Source organism: Ruegeria sp. YKSF070, from assembly GCF_059612725.1.
In genome coordinates, this window is sequence record NZ_JBXWRD010000034.1 from 1 (window position 1) to 24,549 (window position 24,549).

The 24,549-nt window shown below is 65.0% G+C and carries 13 protein-coding genes; 9 read left to right on the plus strand and 4 right to left on the minus strand.

The features are described from left to right. The first annotated feature begins 119 nt into the window (after positions 1-119). From AC2FL1_RS16025 to AC2FL1_RS16035, 3 genes are read left to right on the plus strand one after another with little or no spacing between them, the layout of a single operon-like run. Complete coding sequence (locus AC2FL1_RS16025; protein ID WP_496877630.1) at positions 120-1,643, plus strand: trimethylamine methyltransferase family protein; 1,524 nt, start codon at positions 120-122, stop codon at positions 1,641-1,643. An 11-nt stretch (positions 1,644-1,654) separates the two neighbouring features. Beyond that, positions 1,655-2,329 carry a TetR/AcrR family transcriptional regulator gene (locus tag AC2FL1_RS16030; protein WP_496877631.1) on the plus strand — a complete coding sequence of 225 codons (675 nt, stop codon included), beginning with the start codon at positions 1,655-1,657 and terminating at the stop codon, positions 2,327-2,329. After that, positions 2,326-3,630, plus strand: coding sequence for an NAD(P)/FAD-dependent oxidoreductase (locus AC2FL1_RS16035; RefSeq protein ID WP_496877632.1), 1,305 nt, complete (start codon positions 2,326-2,328; stop codon positions 3,628-3,630). Before AC2FL1_RS16030 ends, AC2FL1_RS16035 begins: the two co-directional genes overlap by 4 nt. 221 nt (positions 3,631-3,851) lie before the next feature. Here the strand turns inward: AC2FL1_RS16035 and AC2FL1_RS16040 are convergent, their stop codons facing one another. Beyond that, positions 3,852-7,265, minus strand: a complete 3,414-nt coding sequence (locus AC2FL1_RS16040; protein WP_496877633.1) for an indolepyruvate ferredoxin oxidoreductase family protein — start codon at positions 7,263-7,265, stop codon at positions 3,852-3,854. Positions 7,266-7,414: 149 nt separating this feature from the next. On the opposite strand from AC2FL1_RS16040, the gene AC2FL1_RS16045 reads away from it, so the two are divergent. From AC2FL1_RS16045 to AC2FL1_RS16060, 4 genes are all read left to right on the plus strand, one after another. After that, a complete protein-coding gene (locus AC2FL1_RS16045; protein ID WP_496877634.1) occupies positions 7,415-7,873 on the plus strand; it encodes an Lrp/AsnC family transcriptional regulator in 459 nt (152 codons plus the stop codon). A gap of 239 nt (positions 7,874-8,112) precedes the next feature. Further along, complete coding sequence (locus tag AC2FL1_RS16050) at positions 8,113-10,392, plus strand: FecR domain-containing protein (protein ID WP_496829513.1); 2,280 nt, start codon at positions 8,113-8,115, stop codon at positions 10,390-10,392. 48 nt (positions 10,393-10,440) lie between these two features. Beyond that, the gene (locus AC2FL1_RS16055; protein ID WP_496877635.1) at positions 10,441-15,297 is read left to right on the plus strand and encodes a PKD domain-containing protein; all 4,857 of its coding nucleotides are present in this window, start codon (positions 10,441-10,443) and stop codon (positions 15,295-15,297) included. Between the two features lie 83 nt (positions 15,298-15,380). Next, positions 15,381-17,096 (plus strand): adenylate/guanylate cyclase domain-containing protein, encoded by a 1,716-nt coding sequence (locus AC2FL1_RS16060; RefSeq protein WP_496877636.1) that lies wholly within the window; start codon positions 15,381-15,383, stop codon positions 17,094-17,096. A gap of 89 nt (positions 17,097-17,185) precedes the next feature. Here AC2FL1_RS16060 and AC2FL1_RS16065 read toward each other — a convergent pair whose 3' ends face one another. Beyond that, on the minus strand, positions 17,186-17,575 hold the full coding sequence (locus AC2FL1_RS16065) for a DUF3307 domain-containing protein (protein ID WP_496877637.1): 390 nt from the start codon (positions 17,573-17,575) through the stop codon (positions 17,186-17,188). A gap of 262 nt (positions 17,576-17,837) precedes the next feature. Between AC2FL1_RS16065 and AC2FL1_RS16070 the strand changes: the two genes are divergently transcribed. After that, positions 17,838-20,786: a cyclic nucleotide-binding domain-containing protein gene (locus AC2FL1_RS16070; RefSeq protein ID WP_496877638.1), complete on the plus strand. Its 2,949-nt coding sequence runs from the start codon at positions 17,838-17,840 to the stop codon at positions 20,784-20,786. A 95-nt stretch (positions 20,787-20,881) separates the two neighbouring features. Here AC2FL1_RS16070 and AC2FL1_RS16075 read toward each other — a convergent pair whose 3' ends face one another. Both AC2FL1_RS16075 and AC2FL1_RS16080 read right to left on the minus strand, forming a co-directional pair. Further along, positions 20,882-22,039, minus strand: a complete 1,158-nt coding sequence (locus AC2FL1_RS16075; RefSeq protein ID WP_496877639.1) for an acyl-CoA dehydrogenase family protein — start codon at positions 22,037-22,039, stop codon at positions 20,882-20,884. Further along, a complete protein-coding gene (locus AC2FL1_RS16080) occupies positions 22,036-22,665 on the minus strand; it encodes a TetR/AcrR family transcriptional regulator (protein ID WP_496829502.1) in 630 nt (209 codons plus the stop codon). Before AC2FL1_RS16080 ends, AC2FL1_RS16075 begins: the two co-directional genes overlap by 4 nt. A gap of 113 nt (positions 22,666-22,778) precedes the next feature. Here AC2FL1_RS16080 and AC2FL1_RS16085 point away from each other — a divergent pair, with 113 nt between their 5' ends. Continuing rightward, positions 22,779-24,542 carry an acyclic terpene utilization AtuA family protein gene (locus tag AC2FL1_RS16085; RefSeq protein ID WP_496877640.1) on the plus strand — a complete coding sequence of 588 codons (1,764 nt, stop codon included), beginning with the start codon at positions 22,779-22,781 and terminating at the stop codon, positions 24,540-24,542. Positions 24,543-24,549: the final 7 nt, after the last annotated feature.

Sequence of the window (24,549 nt, forward strand, 5' to 3'; positions counted from 1 at the left end):
GTCAATCGCGACAACGCGACGCCGGGCACAGAGCTGACGGTGCATGTGGTGGGGGCGGAACGTCCGGCGCGGGTGATCGCACCCTCGCCCTATGATCCCGACGGCAAGGCGATGCGCGGATGAGCGGCGGGCGGCGGGGCAGGCGGGCACGGACCGACGCCCCGGCGCCGGCCCGCCAGGTCGATTACCGCAACCTGCGTAACCCGTTCCCGCCGATGGCGGCTTTTTCCGACGACCGGATCGAGGCGCTGCACGAGGCGGCGCTGAGCGTGCTTGAAGATCTGGGGATCATGGTGCTGCATCCCGGCGCACGAGATCTCTACCGGCAGGGTGGCGCCCGCATTGATGGCGACATGGTTCATATCGGGCGCGAGATTGTCGAGGCGGCGCTGGTCAGCGCTCCCAAATCCATCCACATGCGCGGCGCCGTGCCCGACCGCGACGTGGTGCTGGAACTGGGAAGGATGGCGTTTCAACCCGGCGCCGGTTGCCCGCATGCCACCGACCTTGTGCGCGGTCGCCGTCCCGGTAGCCTAGCCGATTTTCGCGAACTGGTACAGATCACACAGAGTTTCGATGTCCTCCACATGGTCCCGCCGCTGGTCGAGGCGCAGGACGTGCCGATGCATCTGCGACACATGGCAATGACCGAGGTCGAGCTGACCCAGTCCGACAAGGTGCCGTTCCTCTATTCACGCGGCACGCCGCAGGTGATGGACGGGTTTGAGATGATCCGCGATTTCCGAGGCCTGTCGGATGCGGAGTTCCGCTCCGAGCCGTGGAGTTACACGATCATCAACACTAATTCTCCACGCACGCTGGACCTGCCGATGGCGCAGGGGCTGATCGACTTTGCCCGCCATGGCCAGTTGGCGATTGTCACCCCCTTTACCCTGATGGGCGCGATGGCGCCGGTGACGGTGGCGGGCGCCATGACGCTCAGCCATGCCGAGGCGTTGGCGGCCATCACGCTCAGCCAGTTGGCGCAGCCCGGCGCGCCGGTCTGCTATGGCACCTTCACCAGCAATGTGGACATGAAATCGGGCGCGCCCGCCTTTGGCACGCCCGAGCATTTCACCGCCTCGCTGGTGGCCGGGCAACTGGCGCGGCGCATCGGTCTGCCCTGGCGCTGCGCCGGGGGAAGTGCCGCCAATATCAACGACGCCCAGGCCGCCAACGAGACACAGTTCGGCCTCTGGGGCTGTCTCTTGGCCGGGGCCACGGTGACGATCCACGCCGCAGGCTGGCTCGAGGGAGGGCTGACCGTGTCCTATGAAAAGATCATCACCGATCTGGAAGTGCTGCAAATGGTGGCTGAATTGTGCGCAGGCACACCCGCCACCGATGCCGATATCGCGCTCGATGCGCTGCGCGAGGTGCAGCCGATGGGCCATTTCTTTGGCGCCGCGCATACGATGGCCCGCTATCAGACCCAGTTCTATGAGCCGCTGGTGGGCGATTGGTCGAATTTCGGCGCCTGGACCGAACGCGGGGCGGTCGATGCCAATCATCGCGCCACTGGCATCTGGCGCGGGATCGTGGATAACTTCGAACCACCGCCCATTGACCCCGACCGGGTCGCGGCGCTGCAAGACTTCATCGCGCGTCGAACCGCCGAAGGGGGCGCCCCGCCCGAAAGCTGAGGAGACCCGCCATGGGCAGCAAACCGATCCTGCATCGCGACGATCCCAGCGCCGAGCCACTGGTGGGCAACATCAAGGTGACGCGTGACGACTGGCTGAACGTGGCGATGGATGTGCTGGTCTCGGACGGGGTCGAGCAGGTCAAGGTCCTGAACCTGGCCGAGCGGATGGCGGTCTCGCGCTCGTCGTTCTACTGGTATTTCAAGTCGCGCCAGGATCTGCTGGACGCGCTGCTGGCGAAATGGCAGGCCACCAATACCGCCGGCCTGATTGCGCAGACCGAGTTGCCGGCCCAGACCATCACCGGGGCTGTCTGCAACCTGTTTCACTGTGTCGTCGATCCGGCGCTGTTCGACACCGCGCTGGATTTCGCGGTGCGCGACTGGGCACGTCGGTCGGGCAAGGTGCGCCGGTTGCTGGACCTGTCCGACAGTCGGCGGCTCGAGGCTCTGACAGCCATGTTCCTGCGCTATGGTTACAGCCAGATCGAGGCCGAGACCCGCGCCCGCGTCCTTTATTACATGCAGATTGGCTATGACCTGGCGCAGATGAACGAGCCGATCGACCAGCGGCTGTCCTTTGTGCGGCACTATCTGTTTGTCTTTACCGGCGTGCAGGCCCGTGACGAAGAGGTCGCCGCCTTCAGTGCATTCGCTCGCAGTTTCTGGGAGGGACGACGACCATGAACAGCCCCGACGCAATCATCATCGGCACAGGCGTGATCGGCGCTGCGATCGCATTCGAGATGGCCAAGGCAGGCTGGAAGACCCTGTCGCTGGATCGCAATGCGCAGGTTGGCCACGGCTCGACAGCCGGATCCTGTGCCATCATCCGCATGCATTATTCCACCTTCGAGGGCACGGCCCTTGCCTGGGAGGGCTATCACTATTGGCGCGATTGGGCCGACTATCTGGGTCTGCCCGTGGGGGCAGATCTGGCCCGTTTCCGCCAGACCGGCTGCCTGGTGATGAAGACCGAGGCCAATGATCAGATGGTCAAGCATATCCGCTGTTCGGCCGAACTGGGCATCCCGTTCGAGGAATGGAGCGCCGAAGAGGTGCAGGACCGTCTGCCGATCTATGCGATGGACAGCTATGCGCCTGCCCGGCGCTTGGATGATCCGGAGTTCGGCAAACCCAATGGCGGGCAAATGGGCGGCGCGGTGTTCTGGCCCAATGGCGGCTATGTCACCGATCCTGCGCTGAGTGCGCAGAACCTGATGGATGCGGCGCGTCTGCATGGGGCGGCGGTGCGTAACCGTTCCGAGGTGGCGGAGATCCTGCAATCGGGCGGACGGGTGGCCGGGGTGCGATTGTCGACGGGCGAGGAAATCCACGCCCCGGTCGTGATCAACGTGGCGGGGCCGGGCTCGGCCATTGTCAACCGCATGGCGGGGGTGACTGGTGACATGACCATCCAGACCCGCCCGCTGCGGCAGGAGGTGGTGCATCTGCCCGCGCCCGAAGGGTTCGATTTCGAGACGCAGGGTACTATCGTCTCGGACAGCGATATCGCCTGCTATTGTCGGCCGGAACAGGGCAATCACATCCTGATCGGGTCAGAGGACCCCGCCTGCGACCCGCATCAATGGTGCGCGGACGATCTGGATTATGACCGCAACTTCACCGATCAGTGGACCACACAGGCGATGCGCTATGCCCAGCGGGTGCCCAGCCTGGGCATTCCCTCGCGGATGCGGGGCGTGGTAGATCTTTACGATGCCTCGACCGATTGGATCCCTATCTACGACAAGTCGTCGCTGCCGGGGTTCTACATGGCCTGCGGTACCAGCGGCAACCAGTACAAGAACGCCCCGATCGCGGGCAAGATGATGGCCGCGCTGGTGAGTTATTGCGAGGAGGGCGGCGACCACGACATCGCGCCGCTCCAGTTCGAACTGCCGTATATCGGGCGCCGGATCGACGTGGGTTTCTACTCACGCAAGCGACCGGTCAACCAGGAGAGCAGCTTCTCGGTCCTGGGATAGCGCTGCAAACCGGCGCGCCTGCGGCGCAAGACGATGTCTCGTCGTCGTTCCTCCTCCTCGGCGCGCGGGGAGAGGTGATGATCCCGCGCTGGTTCGGTGGGGATGAGAGGGCAGATGCCTCCGGCGGGAGTATTTACGACCAGAAAGAAGCGGGAACGGTGTTGCTTCTTTCTGGTCACAAATGCTCAATCCGCGGTCGCGGCAAATGCAGGTGTAGAGGATCAGGCCTGATCGAGGCGGCTGGCTATGTCTGTTTGTACGCGTCTGACCGCTTCAACCCGAACCGGGCCATAACCGCGAATCTCGCCTGCCAGGGTCAGGATGACCTGCCAATTGGCCTCGTTATCTTTCGTGCATTCCCGCTGCATCCGGTCGAGCAGGGAGAGATACCAGGCAAGCGTTTCACGGTGCAGACGCGCCTCGGAATGGTAGCCGAACGGGTTGAGTGCCGTGCCGCGCAGCGGTTTGGCGCGGGCGAGCAGGCTGAGAACCGGGCGCAACCAAGGGCCGAAGCCTCGTTTCAACGGCCTGCCGCGCGCGTCCTTTCCATGTGCCAGCAGGGGCGGGGCGAGGTGGTAGGTGAGTTTGAAGTCACCCTCGAACTGCTCTTGCAGGTCCTTCTGAAAGTGGTCCGTGGCCATCAGTCGGGCGACTTCGTATTCGTCCTTGCAGGCCATGAAGCGGAAGAGGTTGCGGGCGGCCTCGGCGATCAGCGCCTCGGAGGCCTCCGGTAGGGCTTGGCGCAGTGCGGCGATGCGGTTGGTGAACCGCGCCGCATAGGCGGCATTCTGGTAGTCAGTCAGAAAGTCGGCCCTGCGGGCGAGCATCTGGTCGAGGGTTTCCTCTCCCTTCGGGGTGGTGCTTTCTCCTGCGAGCCGCGCGGGATCGGCGGCCAGGGCCCGGCCAGCGGCAAAGGCAAGGCGGTTCTTCTCCACCGCCACGCCGTTGAGCAGGATCGCTTGCGCCAGCGCGCTGCGGCTCACTGGCACCAGCCCCTGTTGCCAGGCATAGCCCAGCATCATCACATTGGCGAAGACCGCGTCGCCCAGCAGCTGTTCGGCGGTCTGGTTGGCGTCGAAACCGCTGACGTTCTCGGTGCCGACCACGGCGCGGATGGCGGCCTCGCGCGTGTCGATTTTCAACTGCGCGTCGCGATGCAGCACCAGATCGCCGGTGGGCATCTCGGCCCGGTTCAGCACCACCTTTGTGCCGTTGCGGTAGTGACCGGAGGCTTTGGGCGCGGAACTGACCACCATGTCACAACCGATCACCGCATCGGCGCCACCTGTGTCGATACGCACCTGGTGCAGCACGTCCGGGCGGGCGCCAAGGCGGATATAGCTGAGCACGGTGCCAAATTTCTGCGCGAACCCGGTGAAGTCCAGGACCGAGGCCCCCAGCCCCTCGAGATGGGCGGCCATGGTGATCAGCGCGCCTACGGTGACGACGCCAGTACCGCCGACCCCGGTGACCAGCAGGTCAAAGGGATCCGACAGCGCGGGCAGCTGAGGTTCGGGCAGTCCGCTTTCCAGCTGCTCGAGATCCAGTTTGACCGCGCGCTTGCGCCGGGTGGCGCCCTCGACGGTGACGAAGCTGGGGCAGAACCCGTTCAGGCAGGAGAAGTCCTTGTTGCACGAACTGAGGTTGATCTTGCGCTTGCGCCCGAGCGGGGTTTCGCGCGGCTCGACGCTCAGGCAGTTGGAGGCAACCGAGCAGTCGCCGCAGCCCTCGCAGACCAGATCGTTGATCCAGGCGAACCGGGCCGGGTCCTCGATCTTACCGCGCTTGCGGCGGCGGCGTTTCTCGGTGGCGCAGGTCTGCTCATAGATCAGAACGGTGACGCCCTTGATCTCGCGCAACTCCTTTTGCACCGGCATCAGCTCGGCCCTGTCGTGGAACGTGGTGCCAGCGGGGAAATCGGCGCGCGCGAATTTTTCGATGTCGTCCGAGACCAGCGCAATGCGTTCGACGCCCTCGGCGCGGCATGTCTGGGCGATGCCCGAGACGCTGACCGGCCCGTCGACCGGCTGGCCGCCGGTCATCGCCACCGCGTCGTTATAGAGGATCTTGTAGGTGATATTGGTGCCGGCCGCGACCGCCTGCCGGATGGCGAGAGACCCGGAGTGATACCAGGTGCCTTCGCCCAGGTTCTGGAAGATATGCTTGCCGCCGTTGAACTTGGACGCAACCACATGCGGCACGCCCTCGCCGCCCATCTGGGCGTATCCGTCGGTGTCGCGGTTCATCCAGCTGGCCATGACATGACAGCCGATGCCGCTGTTGGCGCGCGAGCCTTCGGGCACCTTGGTCGATGTGTTATGTGGGCAGCCCGAGCAGAAATAGGGGGTGCGGGTGGCGCCGGGCACCGCGATCACGGGCGGCGGCGTTTCGGTCAGCGCGCGTGCTCGGGCGGGCAGGTTTTCGTCGGGAAAAAACGCATCCAGACGCGCGGCCACTACGGGGGCCAGCATCAGCGGGCTCAACTCGCCGGTCCATGGGATCAGCGGTTCGCCCTGTTCGTCGTATTTGCCGACCATCCGGTGTGGCTTGTCACCGGGCCAGTCATAGAAATACTCCTTGAATTGGCTCTCGATGATGCCGCGCTTTTCCTCGACGACCAGCACCTCTTGCTTGCCGCGCACAAAGCGCAGGGCGTTGCGGCGGGCCAGCGGCCAGACCATGCCGACCTTGTAGATGTCGATGCCAAGCGCGCGGCACTTGGCTTCGTCCAGACCCAGGAGCCGCAGCGCCTCCATCAGGTCCAGATGCCCCTTGCCGGTGGTGACAAAGCCAAAGCGCGCGTTGGGCAGGTCATAGATGCGCCGGTCGATCGGGTTTTCCTCGGCAAAGGCACGCACGGCGCGCAGCTTGGCCTGGATGCGGATCTCGATCTCGGGGCTGGGCAGGTCGGCGCGGCGGACGTGCAGGCCACCGGCGGGCAGGTCGATCTGTGGCAGGGTGAACTGACGATCCGGGCGCAGCTCGACCGAGCGGCCGCTTTCCACCGTTTCGCTGATCGCCTTGAACCCGACCCAGGTGCCCGAAAAGCGCGACAGCGCCAGACCGTATTCGCCGTATTCCAGATATTCCTCGACCGAGGCGGGGTTCAGCGTCGGCATGAACCAGGCCATGAAGGCGACGTCCGACTGGTGCGGCATCGAGCTGGAGACACAGCCGTGATCGTCGCCCGCCACCACCAGCACGCCGCCCTTGGGCGCGCTACCATAGGCGTTGCCGTGTTTCAGCGCATCGCCCGAACGATCAACCCCCGGCCCCTTGCCGTACCACATCGAAAAGATGCCCTCGTGCTGGCAATCGGGGTCCAGCACCGCCTGCTGCGCGCCAAGAACGGCGGTGGCGCCCAGGTCCTCGTTCACGGCGGGCATGAAGGTGATGCGGTCCTGCTCCAGCCGTGCCTTGGCCCGCCACATCTCCAGGTCCAGCCCGCCCAGCGGCGAGCCGCGATAACCTGAGACGAAGCCTGCGGTGTTCAGCCCGGCGGCGCGGTCGCGGCGGGCCTGATCCATCATGATCCGCACCAGCGCCTGGGTACCGGTCAGGAACACGCGGCCGGTGGTCTGGTTGTAGCGGTCCTCCAGCGCATAGCTGCGCAGGGCGGGGGCGGGGTGGGTCATCTGGGCTTCCTGATCGCGGTGGCAGAGGGTTCGCGCGGAAGGATAATCCGGACAGATTGGAAATCCGTGCCAGAAACTCCGGCATTGCCAGGTATCTTCGGGATGTTTATCCAGAAATCTATAAAAATTTGACAGGGCTAACCGTTAAGATGCAGCTGGACGATCGCGACCACCGAATCCTCATGTTGTTGCAGCAGGACAGCCGCATCTCGAACGCCGACTTGGCCGAGGCGGTGGGTATGTCGGCCTCGGCTCTATGGCGACGGGTGCGCGCGCTCGAAGAAGGGGGGGTGATAACTCGCTATGGCGCGGTGGTTGATCCGGGCGCCATGGGCCTCGATTTCGAGGCCATCGTGCATGTGCATCTGACCCGCCACGACCCGGACGGGATCGTCGCCTTTATCCGTGCTATCGAAACCGCGCCGGAGGTACAGGAATGTTATGCCACCACCGGGCAGGCGGATTATCACCTGCGCGTGCTTTGTCCGGATCTGGCGGCCTACAATGTCTTTCTGGAACGTTTCCTTTTCCGTTTGCCAGCGGTGGCCAGCGCACAAACCAATGTTGTTCTGCGCACGATCAAACGCAACCGGCCCGTCACGATCTGACCGCGCGGTGTTTCCGGTACGAGAACAGATTTGGGAAATATTCAAAATTGGATTATGATTAACGCGTTTTAGAACCCGAACCTGGCCAGATCATTGATTTTTCTTGAGGGGTACCTGGCTTGGGCGCGACAATAATTAATTATGTCGTGTAAGCGACACCCGTTGGGGGGGCGGAGGCTGTCATGGTGAAGGCCCGATTGTTTTTGTGTGTCCGCTCGGCATGTGCCGGTGTGCTGCTCATGACCACATATTTCTTCGGTTCGGCGCTGGCAGAGACCGATCCGCTGGACGCGCCGATGCAGGAGATTACCCTGGGTCCGGACGACACGATCCGCGGCGTCGTCGGTCAATACCTGCGTGATCCCGATCTCTGGCCCGCGATCCTTGCTCTGAACAACATTTCCTCACCTGCGGCCCTCCGGCCCGGAACCGTTCTGCGCCTGCCGGTGCAACAGGTCTTTGCCGCCGATGCCGCGCTGGTTTCATCGCTGACGGCGATCCAGAAAGCCAACGCCGAAGGCGCCCGTATCTTTGCCCCGGTGCAGATCGGCGAGGCAATTCGCAACCGCGACGAGGCGGTGCAGAAGCGCGAAATCGGCGAATGGCGTCAAGTTGTCGGGTTCGCCGGGGTTGCCACCGATATCGCGCACGAGGCGCTCGACATCTCGCTGACCCAGCGCGACCGTTCGGCCGAGGCTGTGGTCTCGGATGTGCAGGGCAATGTCGAGGGGCGCGCTCCGGTCGAACCCAGCTGGTCGGACCGGCAATTGAACGATATCCTGGTCGAATTCGAACGGGTGCGAACCTTGACGGCCAGCACCACCCAAATCACTTTTCGCGATCTCAGCCGTCTTCGGCTCAACCCCAATTCCAACGCCACCATCCAGCGGATGCGCTCGGACCCGCTGACAGGGGGCGAGGTGACCAAGGTCAGCCTTGCCGAAGGCGATTTCTATGCGTTGCTCAATCAGTTGTCGGAAAAGACCACGTTCGAAATCGAGGTGCCTGGCATTGAGACGACCACCAATTCGGCCGATTTCTGGATCAAGAACGATCCCACCGGCGCGCGGTTCGTGAACTACGACCAGCCCGGACTGGAAATCGAGGAAAACGGCCGCAAGATCGACGTGGGCCAGGGCGAGGGCGTGGTGATCACCGGGGCGGGCGCGCAGCGTGTCACCGTGCTCAGCAGCCCCCGGCTCAGCGCTCCGGCGCTGGGCGAGATCCTTTATACCCGTACCGCCGATCTGGCCTGGGACGCGTTCGAGGGTGCGGAGGCCTATTGGCTTGAGGTTGCCGCCGATCCCGGCTTCAATCAGATGCAGGTGTCCGAATGGGGCATCCGCGACACCGGGTTGCAGGTGGAACTGCCGCCTGCGCGCTATCACTGGCGGGTCGCCGCGCTTGACCGCTTGGGCCTGCCCGGCGCCTGGAGCACGGCGCAGGAATTCACCATCCGGCTGGATGACACGCCGCCCTTCCTGACGCTGCTGTCACCCGCGCCCGACAGTATCGTGACCACATCCGAGATCGAGGTCCTGGGCGCCACCGAACTGGACGCGGCGCTGACCCTGAACGGGGCGGCGCTGGAACAGGGTGAGGATGGCAGTTTTGTCACCCGGGTGGCGCTGGTGCCGGGGCGCAACACGATCAGCGTGCTGGCCACCGATCCCGCCGGAAACATCAGCCGCCGGGACCAGAACGTGATCTATCGCCCGGCGGCGGCGATCGAGATTTCCCTGTCTGAGGGCATGCCGCGCGTGGACGAGGCGCTGGCCACGCGCTCGGAGCAGCTTTCTGTCACCGCCAACAGCACCGCCGAACCGGGCGCGCCCGTTGTGGTACGCGACGAGGCCGGGACAGCGGTTTTGCGGACAGAGGTAGCGCCGGGCGGCGCGATCAGCTTCACCGTACCGGTGGATGCGGCGCCGCGCCGTTTCCGGGTTGAGGTGCTGGCGCCCGACGGATCGGTCGAGGGTGCGCTGGACTTTGACGCGCTGCGCGACGAGCTGGCACCCGAACTGACACTGGACCTACCGCCGCCGCGAGCCACCGCAGAGGCGTCGCTGGTCCTCTCGGGGCTGGCCGGAGACGCCGTAAGGCTGGAGCTGAATGGCTCGGACCTGCCGCTGAGCGAGGGCCGGTTCGACCTGTCGGTCACCCTGTCGCCGGGGATCAACACCTTTGACCTGGTGGCGACCGATGCGGTCGGAAACGTCACGGCCAAGCGGCTGGAAACCCTGCTGGATATCGACCCGCCCGAAATCACCTCGGTGGTGCTGGACCGGCCGCAGGGAGACGCCGGGCCGATCGTGATCGAGGCCCTCGCAAGCGACGCGTCGGGCCTTCGGCAGGCGGCTCCTTTCCTGATCAGGATCGGCGCGGAAGAAGTCGAAGGCTTTCTGCGTTGCGACAGCACAAGCGGAATCTGCCGGGTCTCGCTGCCGCCACAGGCAGGGGAGCTCGAACTGGTGGAACTGATGATCGAGGATTACGCGGGCAACGCTGCGTTTGAATGAGTGAACAGCCGGTTTGGGGGCGCCGGATCGGCTATGGAGGGACGGAATATGGGTTTGGCACGGAACTGGACAGCGGTGACGCTGGCTGTGGCCCTGTTGGCAATCGGCTCCGGAACCGGCGCGCAGACCGTCGCGGACGAGGGTCTGCTGGTGGTCTATGGTCCGCAGGCGCCCAGCCGCGAAGGCGATACCGACCGGCGCGAACAGGTGTTCTTTTCCGTGCCTGCCGATCTTTCGGACCGGGTCTATGTGCGTGTCTTCGACCCCGAAACCGGCGGTGATGGTGATTTCACCTATGGCGGACCGGCCGATTCCGAAACCACGTTCCGCCTGTTCGGTGGAGCTGGCGCCTATAGCGAGGCCGACCGGCCCGAGCCGGTGGCGGACGGCGCCCGCGAGCCGCGCCTGATACCCTACGACCCCGTCACCCAACCCGGCAAGCTGATCCGCGAGCAGGTCTGGGGCAGCGACCGGTCGACCGACGGGCGCTGGGTCTCGCTGGCCGCAGTGCGGGCCCGCCAGGGCGAGATCGTGGGCGACCGCGCCTATTTTCGCATCGACGTGCAGGGCAGCCGGGGCAATGACGGCAATGGCTATTCGCTGGGTGTCAGCCTGGCGCGCGACCGCGACCGGGTCCCCGAGGGCCTGGAGATGTTTTCCTATCGGCCCACCGTGCGCTGGTCGGCGGGCAAGCCCGCGACCCGGGTGGATTTCACCAAGACCGCGCCCGGCCCGCTCACGGTACAGAGCTTTGATGGCGCCAATGGTCAACTGGCCCTGATTACCGATTATCGCGATCTGGGCCTGCGCATCTCGGGACAGGATTTCTGGACTTCGGATGAGGTCACTACCGACGAGACCAATCTGGCGATCAGTCTGCTTGGCGGGTTCGAGACCCCAAATGACGTGACGCTTGCGGTGTTCGACGCCGAGGGCAATCCGCAGCCCCTGACCATGCCGCCCTATCGCGCCGTCGTGCCACCGCGTCCGGTGGCGCGGGGCACCGGCCAGCCGCTGGCCGATTGCCGCTCGGTCGCCTTTGACGCCAGTGGCTCGACAGGGCGCACCCCGCTCTCCTACCTGTGGGAGTTCGGCGATGGCAACCGCTCCACGGATCCGGTGGTCGCGCACCGCTATTCCGAGCCGGGTCGCTATACCGCGCGGCTCAGCCTGTTGGAGCCGGGCAGCCGCCCGGGCCGCGGCGACCGGATCGAGGTTCCGGTCCATGTACGCAATGCCCCTGCTGCGGTGCCGGGCAGCGACATCGTCGTGGCGCCGGGTCAGGTTGTGGAATTTGACGGCTCCGCTTCGCAACCCTCGGACAGCCCGATCACCGGCTATCGTTGGACCTTTGGCGATGGCGGTGCTGCCCAGGGCCCGCGCGCCCAGCATGTCTATGACCAGCCGGGCCAGTATCGCGCCGTTCTGCGGGTGCAGGACGATGCGGTGCATCCCTGCAACTTCGGCACCGCCGTGCGCCGGGTCGTGGTGAACTTTGCCCCCGTGGCGGAGGCGGGCACCGATCAGAGCGCGATTGTCGGCCAGGCGGTGACCCTGTCGGGTGCGGCCAGCTACGATGTGGATGGCGTCATCCTTGATTACCGCTGGAGCATGGGCGACGGCACCGTGCTGAGCGGCGAGACGGTGACCCACCGCTATGAACAGTCGGGCAGCTATCAGGTGCTGCTGACCGTCACCGATGACAGCGGCGTGGTGAACAAGATCGCCACCGATGGCGCCCGGGTCGAGGTGAACGCCCCGCCCGAGCCGCGGTTCACCATCCCCGAGCGGCCTGTCTCGGTGTCCGAGGTTGCGGTGCTCGACGCCTCGGCCTCGACCGATGCGGATGGGCAGATCCTCAGCTATATCTGGGACTTCGGCGATGGCGCCATGGGCGAGGGGCCGGTGGCCAGCTATGCTTGGACCCGCGCCGGAGAGTTCTCGGTCACCCTGACGGTCGAGGATGACAGCGGCACTGCCTCGGCGTTGCAATCCATCACCCGGATCGTGCGGGTCGATGCCGCGCCGGTGGCGGATGCGGGTCCCGACCAATACGTGACCGCGACTGAGGTGCGCTTTGACGGCGGCGGTTCGGTCGATCCCGACGGTCGGGTCGCCGACTGGCAGTGGGATTTCGGTGATGGCGCGACCGCCAGCGGCCAGAGCGTCAGCCATGCCTATCTGCGCCCCGGTCGTTACGAGGTGGCGTTGACGGTGCGCGATGACAGCGGCGCGCCGCTCAATACCGATCGCGACACCATGTGGCTCACGATCAACACCGCGCCCATCGCCGATGCCGGCCCACCGCAAGTGGTGGCCCCGGGCGAGGAGTTCCTGCTCTCGGGTGGTGCATCGGTCGATCCCGATGGCGCGATCTCGGACTATGTGTGGACCTTCCCGGGCGGGCAGGTGAAACAGGGTCAGCGTGTCAGCCATGTGCTGGACGAGCCGGGCCTGCACCGCATCCGGCTGACCGTGGTCGACAACTTCGCCGGCGGCGCCGCCGAGGACGAGGCCGAGGTGCTGATCACCGTCAACGCCGCCCCTGTGGCCGTGGCCGGGCGCGACCTGCTGATCGCGCCGGGTGATACGGTTGTGTTCGACGCGGGTCAGAGCTTTGACCCGGACGGGCGGCTCACCTCTTTTCGCTGGGAATTCGAGGATCTGGGCGCTCCGCTTGAGGCGCAACGGGTCGAGCGCGCCTTCGACGCGCCGGGTGTCTGGAGCGCGCAACTGGTCGTCGCCGATGACAGCGGCGTGCTGAACGCCACCGCCGCCGATGATGTGACGATCCGTGTCAACCATCCGCCTGTGGCCGAAGCCGGCGCGCCGGTGGTCACCGACCAGCTGCATGTCACCTTTGACGGCTCCGGCTCGAAGGATGGCGATGGCGACCCGCTGATCCACCGCTGGGATTTCGGCGATGGTTCACTCCCGGTCTATGGTGAGACGGTTACCCATGTGTTCCCGCGCGCCGGCATCTATCCGATCACGCTGAGGGTGGATGATGGCACCGGCCTGTCCAATGCGCGCGCCATCGACGCCACTGCCGTCACCATCCAGGCGCGGCCGGTGGCCGATGCCGGGGGCAATCGCGATGTCTGTTCGGGTGAACCGATCCTGTTCGACGCCTCCGCCAGCGCCGATCCCGATGGCGGGCTGCTGGCGTATGAATGGGATTTCGGCGACGGGTCCGGTTCGGACCTGATCAACCCGACCAAGACCTATGAACTGCCCGGCGTCTATCCGGTGACGCTCAAGGTGCGCAACGGCACCGGCACCGAACACGGCACTGCCGTCGACCGGATCGCCGCGCTGGTGCGCGAAGGGCCGATCGCCGACGCGGGTCCCGACATGACGGTCTGTTCCAATGCGCAGGTGCGGTTCGATGGCTCGGGCTCGACAGATGCGGATGGCGCGGTCAATGCCTTTGCCTGGACCTTTGGCGATGGTGGCAGCGGCAGCGGGGCGACGCCGCAGCATATCTTCCGCACGCCAGGCACTTATTCGGTGACCCTGACCATCACCGGTGACGCGCGCGGCGCATGCAGCCCGCTCGACACCGATGTGAGCGAGGTGACGGTGATTGCCGCGCCCGAGTTGAAGGTGTTGGGTCAGGGCCGCGCCGCCGCCGGGATGCCGGCCAGTTTCTCGGCCGGGCTGGACAAGCTGGGCGGGGCTACACCTGAGGGCTTCAACTGGTCGATCTCGGACGGCAGCACCTATGAGGGTCGTGACATCGAACATGTCTTTGCCGAGCCGGGCGATTACCTGGTGACGCTGCGCAGCCGTCTGAGCGGCGGCACCGAGGCCTGTAGCGAGTTGGAGGTGCAGCGCCGGATCATCGTCAACGCCGCGCCCGAACCGGTGATCGACGCGCCCCAGCGGGTTTCGGTCGGTCAGTCGGTGCGCTTTGACGCGGGTGGATCCTCGGACAGCGATGGGGCAATTGCCCGCTTCGCCTGGGCGTTCGGCGATGGCGGCGGGGCCGAAGGAGTTCAGGCGGTGCACCGCTACGAGGCGCCGGGCAGCTACGAGGTGAGCCTGACCGTCACAGACGATGCGGGCGTTGCCAACAGCCAGATCACCCGTCGCCAGCAGATCGAGGTGGCACCCTCGCCCGTGGCGGGCCTGACCGCGCGCGGCGCGGTCTGTCCCGGCGTGAACCTGCCCTGGGCGGTGACACCGGGCGGTGAAACCGCTGTTGGCTGGGAATTCGGCGACGGGACCGTGGCTGCGGGGGCAGAAACCGAGCACGGCTTCGACCGCCCCGGCCTGATGCCGGTGCGGGTGATGCTGGACGATGGCCGCGACCTGCCCGGCAGCCGCCGTACGGAAGAGGTCTATGTCCGCGTAAATGCCCAACCCACCGCGCTGGCCGGGCCTGACCAGGTGGTCTGTCCGGGCGAGGTGGTGGTGTTCGACGCCGGTGGCTCGGGCGATGTGGATGGTCTGCTGACCAGCTGGCTCTGGACCTTCTCGGATGGTGTCACGCTGGAAGGGGCGCGGGTCGAGCGGGCGTTCGATGCGCCCGCCGATCTGACGGTGCAGCTGAGCGTACGCGATGACAGCGGTGCCGAGGGGTGCGATGTCGGCACGGACAGCGCCCGCATCCTCGTCAACGGCACGCCGCAGGTCGATGCCGGGCCTGACCTGACCGTACCCGTGGGCGGTGCCCATGACGTGGTGCGGTTCGATGCCGGTGCGGCCAGCGATCCCGATGGCCACGGGCTGCGGCTGAGCTGGTCGTTTGGTGACGGGACCGAAGCGACAGGCGCGGTGACGCGTCACCGCTTCGCCAATCCCGGCAGCTATACCGTGACCGTTCGGGCGCAGGACAGCACCGGGCTGGTCTGCGGCATCGGGCGCGATACCGCAACCGTGACTGCCGTCGCACGCGAATAAGGCACTCCCCGCCCGAGGCCATGGCCTTGGGCGGGGTGCGGATTCCTCGCGACGGTTAACAGGTTTTGTATTACGTTCTGGCCATGAGATTCCCCCTTCGCCTCAAATTCTTCGTCTTTGCCGTCCTGCTTGCCGTCGGCCCGCTGGCGCTGGTTGGTCAGAACCTGACCCAACTCAGCCGAGATGAGTTGAAGAGTGCCGCCAACGAGGATTTGACCACGGTCGCCGCCGAGTTGCGCGCAACCTTCGACAATACCTTTCAGGGCCGCTGGCTGACGCCGCTGACGGTGATCCGCAACGGGGTCGACAGCGGCGATCTGGGTGTGCCGCAGAAGATCTCGCTGCTAACGCTGGGGTTGCAGGAACTCAGCCAGGTGGTGGCGTTGCAACTGTCGATCGAAGGCTCGGACCTGCCGATCATCGTCACTAACGAGGGGTTTGCCACCCGGTTGAGCCAGGCCGGGCTGAACCCGGTCGAGGTGCTGGCAACCTCGTCCGAGCTGATCAAGGCGATCGCGGGCACCGGGCAATATGGCCGCCCGGTGATCACCCGGCTTGAGGAGACCGGCGATTGGCTGGCGACGTTGGCGCTGCCGCTGGAAACGCGCATCGCCGGGCGGCAGGTGACCATGGCGGCCCGGATCGACCTTGCGCTGCTGAGCGACATGGTGCGGCGGCACCCCTTTGCCCAGCGCGGCGAGATCACCGTGGTCGACCAGGCGGGGCGCCGTGTCCTGACCGGCACTCAGGAGTTGCTGGACCAGCGCCGCATCGTGGCCTCGACCCTGCCGCTGATCGTGGCGGGGGCGCGGGCGGATGCGTTGGAACCCTATGTGCGCCCGGATGGGACCGCGATGCTTGGGGCCTATGCCTTTCCCGATTGGTTTCCCTGGGCGGTGATCACCGAGTTGAGCGAGGACAATGCCTATGCGGTGGTCAATGCGATCACCCGGCAAATCCTGACGGTGGGTCTGGTGGGTTTTGCGGTTGCCGCAGCGGCGGCGCTGCTGTTCGCGCGGCAGCTGACCCGGCCGATCCTGAGAATCGGGCAGGTGGCGCAACAGGTCGGCGAGGGCGATTTCTCGGCCCGGGTCGAGGATGTTCGTTCACGTGACGAGATTGGTGACCTGGCGGGGCGGTTCAATCGGATGATCGCGCATCTGGGCGAGCGGGTGGAACTGATGAAATTCGTCTCGCACAGCACAATGTCCGCGATCCAGAGCGCCGAGCGCACCGGCATGGCGCGCGGTGGGCAGCGGCGGCGGGTCTCGGTGATCTTTACCGATATTCGCGGCTATACCGAGTTTTCGGAACGGGTGCCGCCGGAGACGGTGATCGAGGTGCTCAACAGCTATTTTGACGCGCAGACGGATATTGTCGAGCATTACAAGGGTGACGTGGACAAGTTCGTCGGTGACGCGCTGGTGGCGGTGTTCGAGGGCGAAGGGATGGAAGCGCGGGCCGTGGCCTGCGCTGTCGACATCACCGAGGCCATGGCCCGGCTGCTGGAGGAAAACCCCGAGCATGGATTGCATGTGGGGATCGGCGTCGCCTCGGGAGAGGTTGTGATGGGGGCGATGGGCGCGCGCGACCGGATGGATTTCACCGTACTGGGATCGACCGTGAACCTGTCGGCGCGTTTGTGTTCCAAGGCGGCGGCCGATCAGGTGCTGATCGACCGAGAGACCCGCGATGCGGCGGTTCTGGAGAATATCATCTATGAACCGCTCGAGCCCATCGTACTCAAGGGCTATGCGGCGCCAGTGCCCGCTTTTGCTGCGCTCCGCAAGGCAGGCTAGGCGCTGATCCGTCGGAAATCAGGGATTTCCGACCCGGAAAATCTGTGATTTTCCGTTCCGTTTTCCGTGTCGGAAAACGTCTCTTCGCTTCAATGGGCGAATTCGACCCAGGCCAATGCCATGGCCAGATAGGTCAGTTGATGCAGGAACTGGTCGAACCCCATCGCATGCCAGTATTTGGCCTGATTGGGGTGCAGCGCCTTCCGGTCCGAATAGCTGGCCTTGCCGTAGTCGATGTTGAAATGCACCACCCATTCCAGCGCGGCAATCGCCAGGGCAAACACCACCGGCGCGCCCACAACAAGAAAAAGCAAGACCGAACCTATCGCATGGACCCCGGCATGCTGGGCCCGGCCCATATGCCAATACTCGCACCGCCCGGACAACATCCGGGGAGTTTGCAGAAAGAAGTCCGCAAACATGTGCTTGACCTGAAAGAGGCCAAGCACCAACAGCAGCGAGCCGATAGTCACAGGCAAGAACACTCCTCCATCCGCGTTCCCGATATTACCTTAGCGCAGTAGGAGCGGGCTGCAAAATGAACTCGTTCACACAGAAAGCCGATTGACCGGACGTAAATGCGATTGCCAGCCCATATCGGGCCGCGATAGCCTTGGTTCGGGTCGCGGGCTTCGGGTGGCGACCGATTTGTTTAAGGCCGATTTGGGGGTCGGAGTCATAGAACGCACTTTGTTCCGTTTCATCTGGAAGTATTCCAGGCGCGATCAACTGATCCTGTTGATGGTGACATCGACCCTGTTCCCGCTGCTCTATCTTACGCTGGAGTTGCCCAAACGCATCATCAACGACGCCATCGGCGCCGCCAGTTCCACCATCGAGGTCTGGGGCTTCTCCTTCGATCAGGTAACCTATCTGGGTATCCTGTGCACCGCCTTCCTGGTTGCCGTGCTCGCGCATGGGCTGATGAAGATGCGGATCAACACGATGAAAGGCGTGATGTCCGAGCGGATGCTGCGCCGGTTCCGCTATCTGCTGATCACTCGGGCGCTGCGGTTTCCACAGCCCTATTTCGAGCGCGTCAGTCAGGGCGAGTTGGTGTCGATGATCACCGCCGAAAGCGAGCCGATGGGCGGGTTGATGGGAGATGCGATCAGCCAGCCGGTGCTGCAGGCCGGGCAGATGATCACCATCCTGTCCTTCCTGTTCCTGCAAAGCCCCTGGTTCGGACTGGCCGCCGTAGCCCTGATCCCGCTTCAGGCCTGGCTGATCCCGCGCATGCAGCGCCAGATCAACCTGCTCAACAAGAAGCGCATCCAGGAGGTGCGCGTTCTCGCCGCGCAGATCGGCGAAAACGCGGCCGGCGCGGCGACGTTGCGATCAAATGCCGGCTGGCCCTGGCGGATGTCGATGATCAGCTATCAGCTGGGGCGGCTGTTCAGCATCCGCTTCGATATCTACCAAAAGAAGTTCTTCATGAAGTTCGTGAACAACTTCATCGGACAGCTGACGCCGTTCCTGTTCTATTCGATCGGCGGCTATCTGGTCTTGCAGGGCAGCGTGTCACTGGGCGCGTTGGTGGCTGCATTGGCGGCCTACAAGGATCTGTCCAGCCCCTGGAAGGAACTGCTGACCTATTACAACCAGACCCAGGACATGTCGCTGCGCTGGGAGGTGATCCTGGATCGGTTCGCGCCGCCGGGTATGATCGACGAGGACAAGTTCACCGGCTTCCCCGAAGAGCGTCCGCGCCTGACTGGCGATATCGTGCTCGACAAGGTTTCGGTTCGCGATGCCGATGGCAATCTGGTGCTGGACGATCTTGACCTGACACTGCCGGGCGGCAAGGTGATCGGTATCGCCGCCAGCAGCGAAGAAGATCGCCGGGCGCTTTCGGAACTGCTCACCCGCGAGGTATTGCCCGCCAGCGGACAGGTACGGATCGGCGAGGTCGGACTGTCGGATCTGCACCAGATGGTGGTGGCCTCAAGGATCGGCCATGCAACCTCGCGCCCGGTGCTGTTCCAGGGCACGTTCGGGGAAAACGTGACGATGCCGGTCCGGGTGCGCCCTCAGGGTGACAGCGGCGAGCCGGGCTTTCACGCCGAAACCTTGCGTGCAGGCAACAGCGCCGATCCCTATCACAGCGACTGGCTGGAGCCTGGCCTCGCTGGCTTCGATGATGCCCGTGCGCTGAGGGACTGGTGGCTGAAGCTGGTCGAGGGGCTGGGTTCAGGTGCGGCGCTCTACCGTCGCGGTGCCGAGCAGGTCTTTGCCGAGGCCGATCACCCCGAACTGGCGGCGCGGCTGGTGGCGTTACGGCCGGTCATTCAGGAGGCGGCAGAGCGCTCGGGCCTTGCCGGGCAGGCGCATTTCTTTGATCCAGACCAATACAACCCGGCACTGCCGGTGGCGGAAAACCTTCTCTTCGCCACGCCACGCGCTCCGTTCACCCCTGAGGTTCTGGCCGGTCAGACCGATTTCTTGGCCCAGATTCGTGAGATCGGGCTGGACGAACCGTTGGTGCGTTTGACGCAGGACGTCATCGACATGTTGCGTCAGATCTTCGGGCTGGACGGCACCGACCACCCGCTGTTCCGCAAGCTGAACCTGGATGTGCGCACCTACGAGACCGCATTGGAACTGGTCGAGAAGACCCGCGACGACGGCGCTCGGGCGCTGGAGGATGCGCAACTGGCCAGCCTGCTCGCGGTGCCATTCCGGATCTCGGCAGACCAGATCGGCCCGGCCTTCTCCGATGAGATCAAGGCGCGCATTCTGGAACTGCGCAAGAGCCATTCGACCGAGTTGATGCGCAGTCTGGACGATGTTTTTGCCCCGCTCGACCCCGACGCCTTTGCACCTGGTCTGAACGTGCTGGAAAACGCTTTGTTCGGCAAGGTGAGCGAGGTTGGCGGTGCGCGTTCGGACGAGTTGCGAAAGCTGATCACCGAGGTGTTGGACGAACACGGCGTGCGGCCGCAGGTGATCCAGCTTATCTATGATCTGCCGGTCACGCTGGGTGGACAGAACGTGCCAGCGATCTTCGCGGAGCCGCTGGCCTTTACCCGTGCAACGATCAAGAGACCCGATATCCTGCTTCTCGACCGGGCGCTGGCCAGCTATGACATGCAGACACAGATTGCGGTGTATCGCAATCTGCGCGCGTTGCTGCCCGAGACGACACTGATCTATCTTAACGATGCGTTCGAAAATCCGGACGTTTTCGACTTTTATGTCGAGGTCCAGCAAGGCCGGATCGTGACCGAAGAAGTGCCGAAAAAGCAGGAAGAAGAGGACAGCGTCGCCTCGGCCGATCTCAGCAGAAAGGTCCGCACGCTGGAACAAACGCCGCTGTTTTCCGGTCTCGACCGGCGGCAGTTGCGGCTGCTTGCCTTTGGCGCGCGCTGGTACTCGGCCAAGGCGGGCGAGGTGGTGTTCCTGAAGGACGACCAGCCCACCGATGGTGCCTATATGATCATCGAAGGCGAGGCCGGGCTATACCTGCCGCGCGACGGGCAGGAGGATCAGCTGATCGTGACCGTCGGGCCGGGACGACTGGTGGGCGAGCTGGGTCTGATCCGCAAGGAACCGCGCGCGCTGAGCATGGTTGCCGCAACGGATATCACCTGTCTGCGCATCGGGGAGGAAGAGTTCCTGGCAGTGGTAGAAAACGATGCCGCGACCGCGTTCAAACTGTTGCAGGTGGTGGCGGGCTACGTGTCGAACTGACACGGTGCCCATGCGGCAGGGGCCGTTTTCCGGCTCGGAAAACGGCTTGGAAAACTTCGTTTTCCAGAACGGAATTTTTGCAAAATTCCGTGCCCCTACTGACCGGCAAGGCCCATTTGACGAACCGCAAGATCGCGCAGGATTTCTTCCGAACCACCGCCGATCGCCATCACCTTGACCTCGCGCCAGACCCGCTCGACCGGGTTTCCGGTCAGATACCCGGCGCCGCCGAAGATCTGCATCCCTTCCGAGGCCACGAATTCCAGCGCCTTGGTCGCCTGCACCTTGGCCTTGGCGATCTCGGCCGCAGGCATCAGCCCCTGGTTCATCGCCCAGCAAATCCGTTCCAGATAGGCCTCGGTCATATCGATCCGTGCCGAGATTTCGGCGAATTTATGAGCGATCACCTGATGCTCGATCAACCGCTTGCCAAAGGTCCGACGCTCACGCGCCCAGTCAAGCGCGGAACGATAGCAGACCCGCATCATGCCGAGGCTACCGGCCACCATCGCCAGCCGTTCGTGGTTGAAATTGTTCATGATCGCCAGGAAGCCCTTGTTTTCGGGGCCGATCAGCGCCTCCTCGGGCACGTGGCAATCGTCGAAATGCAGCATGGCCTGCGTCGAACAATGCCAGCCCATCTTGCCGCCCAGCGGGGTGCGCGAAAATCCGGGCGTATCCGCCTCGATCAGGAACAGCGAGATGCCCGCCAGGCCCGGCCCGCCGGTGCGGGCGCCAACGACGAACCACTGCGCGTCCATCCCCCCGGTGATATAGGCCTTGGCACCGTTCAGCACCCAGCCACCCGCCGCCCGCTCCGCCCGCGTGTTCAGATTGGCCACGTCCGAGCCACCCCCCGGTTCGGTGATCGCGAGCGCCGAGTTCATCTCGCCCCTGACGATCCGGGGCAGGACGGTTTGCCGGAATGCTTCGGGAGCGAACCGGACCATCGGGCCCAGCGAGATCATCCGACCGCCGACCGCCGCGGCCACTCCCGAGGCGCCGCAGCCGAAGGCCAGTTCGGCGTAGTCGCAGCGCATGAACGCATCGTCGAAGCCCAGCCCGCCATATTCCTCGGGGATACCAAAACCGAACACGCCCAGTTCGCCCAGTTTCTGGTGTAGTTCCCAAGGCACGGCCTGCGCGGCCTCCCACTCCTCCACATGCGGGGTGACCTCGGTGGCGAAAAACGCGGCAAGCGTGTCGCGAAAGGCCTGACGCTCGGGCGTCATGAAGGGGGAGGGGCAGGTCATGGCGCGTCCTTTGCGGGCAGGGGGGTCAACTGGCTTTCCATCATCCCGGCGAACCGGTCCACCATCCGCGCCAGATAGGCGGGGTCGGTGACGAAACGTTCGTGCAGGACCAGACCGCGCAGGAAGTTGCGTGTCATGCTCCACAAGAGTTCGGCATCGTCCGGCGCCTGATCCGCCCCGACATAGGCGCGCGCGACCGAGGCGCGGCTTTGCCGGTCCCAGTCATGCAGGCGGGTTTCGAGCAGGCGATAAAGCTCGGCATCGGTGCGGCAGGCCACCAGTATCTCGACCATGGCGCGGCCCCCGGCGGCGTTCACCACCTGGCCCCAGGCCCGGGTGATCAGATCGCGCACCGGTTCGGGGCTGGCGGCCTGCGCGGCGCGGCGTTCGACCGGGTCGAGCGCGCGCGCCAGCAATTCCATCGCGGTGGCCGCGACCAGCGCCTGCCGGGTGGGAAAGTGATGGGTGATCGCACCGCGCGACACGCCCGCCCGTTCCTGAATGCGGGCAAAGGTGGTCTCGGCATAGCCCAGCCTGTCCAGACAAGTGATGGTGGCCCGGATTACCTTGGCCTGGGTCGATCTGGATCGCCGGTCTTGTTGGGTCTGTTTCAGGGTCTCGGGCATCTGCCGTCACGTCACACTTATTTCGATTGACCGCGGGGGCCTCGGGAGGCAGCTTAAAAACAGAACGGGCGGTCTGTAAAGTGGCTGCCGGGAGCCATGGGAGAGAACGTCGCGTGACAGCAGCGTTGAGGATCGGCGGGGCCTGCGGTTTCTGGGGTGAGGCGCCGCATGCGACGGCACAGCTTCTTGCGGCCGGGGTCGATGTGCTGGTCTATGACTACCTGGCCGAGATCACCATGTCGATCATGGCCCGCGCGCGGCTGAAGGACGCGGATCAGGGCTATGCCACCGATTTCGTGACCGAGGCGATGGGGCCGAACCTGAAGGCCATTGCCAAGCAAGGTGTACGGGTGTTGTCGAATGCCGGCGGTGTGAACCCCGAGGCCTGCGCAGAGGCACTGAGAGAGCGGATCGCGGCGGCAGGCTTGTCGCTGCGGGTGGCGGTGGTCACTGGCGATGACCTGCTGGCGCGCGCCTCGGAGTTTGCCAGGTGTACCGAGATGTTCACCGGCGCCGCCATGCCACCGCCTGAGCGGATCGCCTCGATGAACGCATATCTAGGCGCGGCGCCTGTGGTGGCGGCGTTGCGGGCAGGGGCGGATATCGTGCTGACCGGGCGCTGTGCCGACAGCGCCCTGACACTGGCGGCCTGTGTGCACCACTTTGGCTGGGACCTGACCGATCATGACCGGCTGGCGGAGGGGTCGCTGGCCGGGCATCTGCTGGAATGTGGCCCACAGGCGACCGGGGGCAATTTCACCGATTGGGAGGCTGCAGGCGATCTAGCGCGGATCGGCTATCCCATCGCCGAGGTCGCCGCCGATGGCAGTTTTGTCCTGACCAAGCCCGAGGGCAGTAGCGGGCTGGTGACCCCGGCCACGGTGGGCGAACAGATGCTGTATGAGATCGGCGATCCACGCGCCTACCTGTTGCCCGATGTGGTCTGCGATTTCTCGGGCGTGAGGCTGGAGCAGGCGGGGCTGGACCGGGTGCGGGTCAGCGGTGCGCGCGGGCAGGCGCCGACCGGGCGGCTCAAGGTCTCGGTCACCTGGTTCGATGGCTATCGCGGCGGCATGGTGTTCCAGATGACCGGGCGCGACGCACGGGCCAAGGCGCAGGCCTTTGCCCGGGCCGGGCTTGACCGGGCAAAGGCGCGGCTGGCAGCGCTGGGCACGCCAGACTATCGCGAGGTCTCGTTCGAGGCCTTTGGCGGGCGCCCGACCCCGGATGCGCCCGAAGAGATCGCGTTCAAGGCGGCGGTGCGCCATGACGATGCGCGCGCGGTGGGGCTGTTCCTCAAGGAACTGGTGGGCGCGGCCTTGGCGACTCCGCCGGGGTTGCACTTTTTCACTGGCGCGGGGCGGCCCCGGCCCTCGCCGGTTGTGGCGCTGTTTTCCTGCCTGATCCCGGCTGATGCGGTGCGCGCCAGTGTGGTTCTGGACGGGGCCGACCTGTCCGTTGACGCGCCCGACCAGCCGCTGCGCGAGATTGAGGTGACACCTGCCCCCTGTCCGCCACCGCCGGATATGGATTTTGAGTTGGAGGCGCGGCCGCTTGAAGCGCTGGCCTGGGCGCGCTCCGGCGACAAGGGCGACAGCGCCAATATCGGCGTGCTGGCCCGGCACCCGGATTACATGCCCTATATCTGGGCGGCCCTCTCGCCCCAAGCGGTGATGAGATTTTTCGACGAAAAATCTCCCGCCCAAATCCAACGTTTCTATCTGCCGGGCTGTCATGCCATGAATATCGTGCTGACAGGGGCGCTGGGCGGTGGCGGGGTGGCCAGCCTCAGAAACGACGCGCAGGGCAAGGCCTTTGCCCAAGAGCTTCTGTCCCTGCCGGTGCCCGTTCCGGTCGGGTTGATCACAACGGATTAGGGCGGAG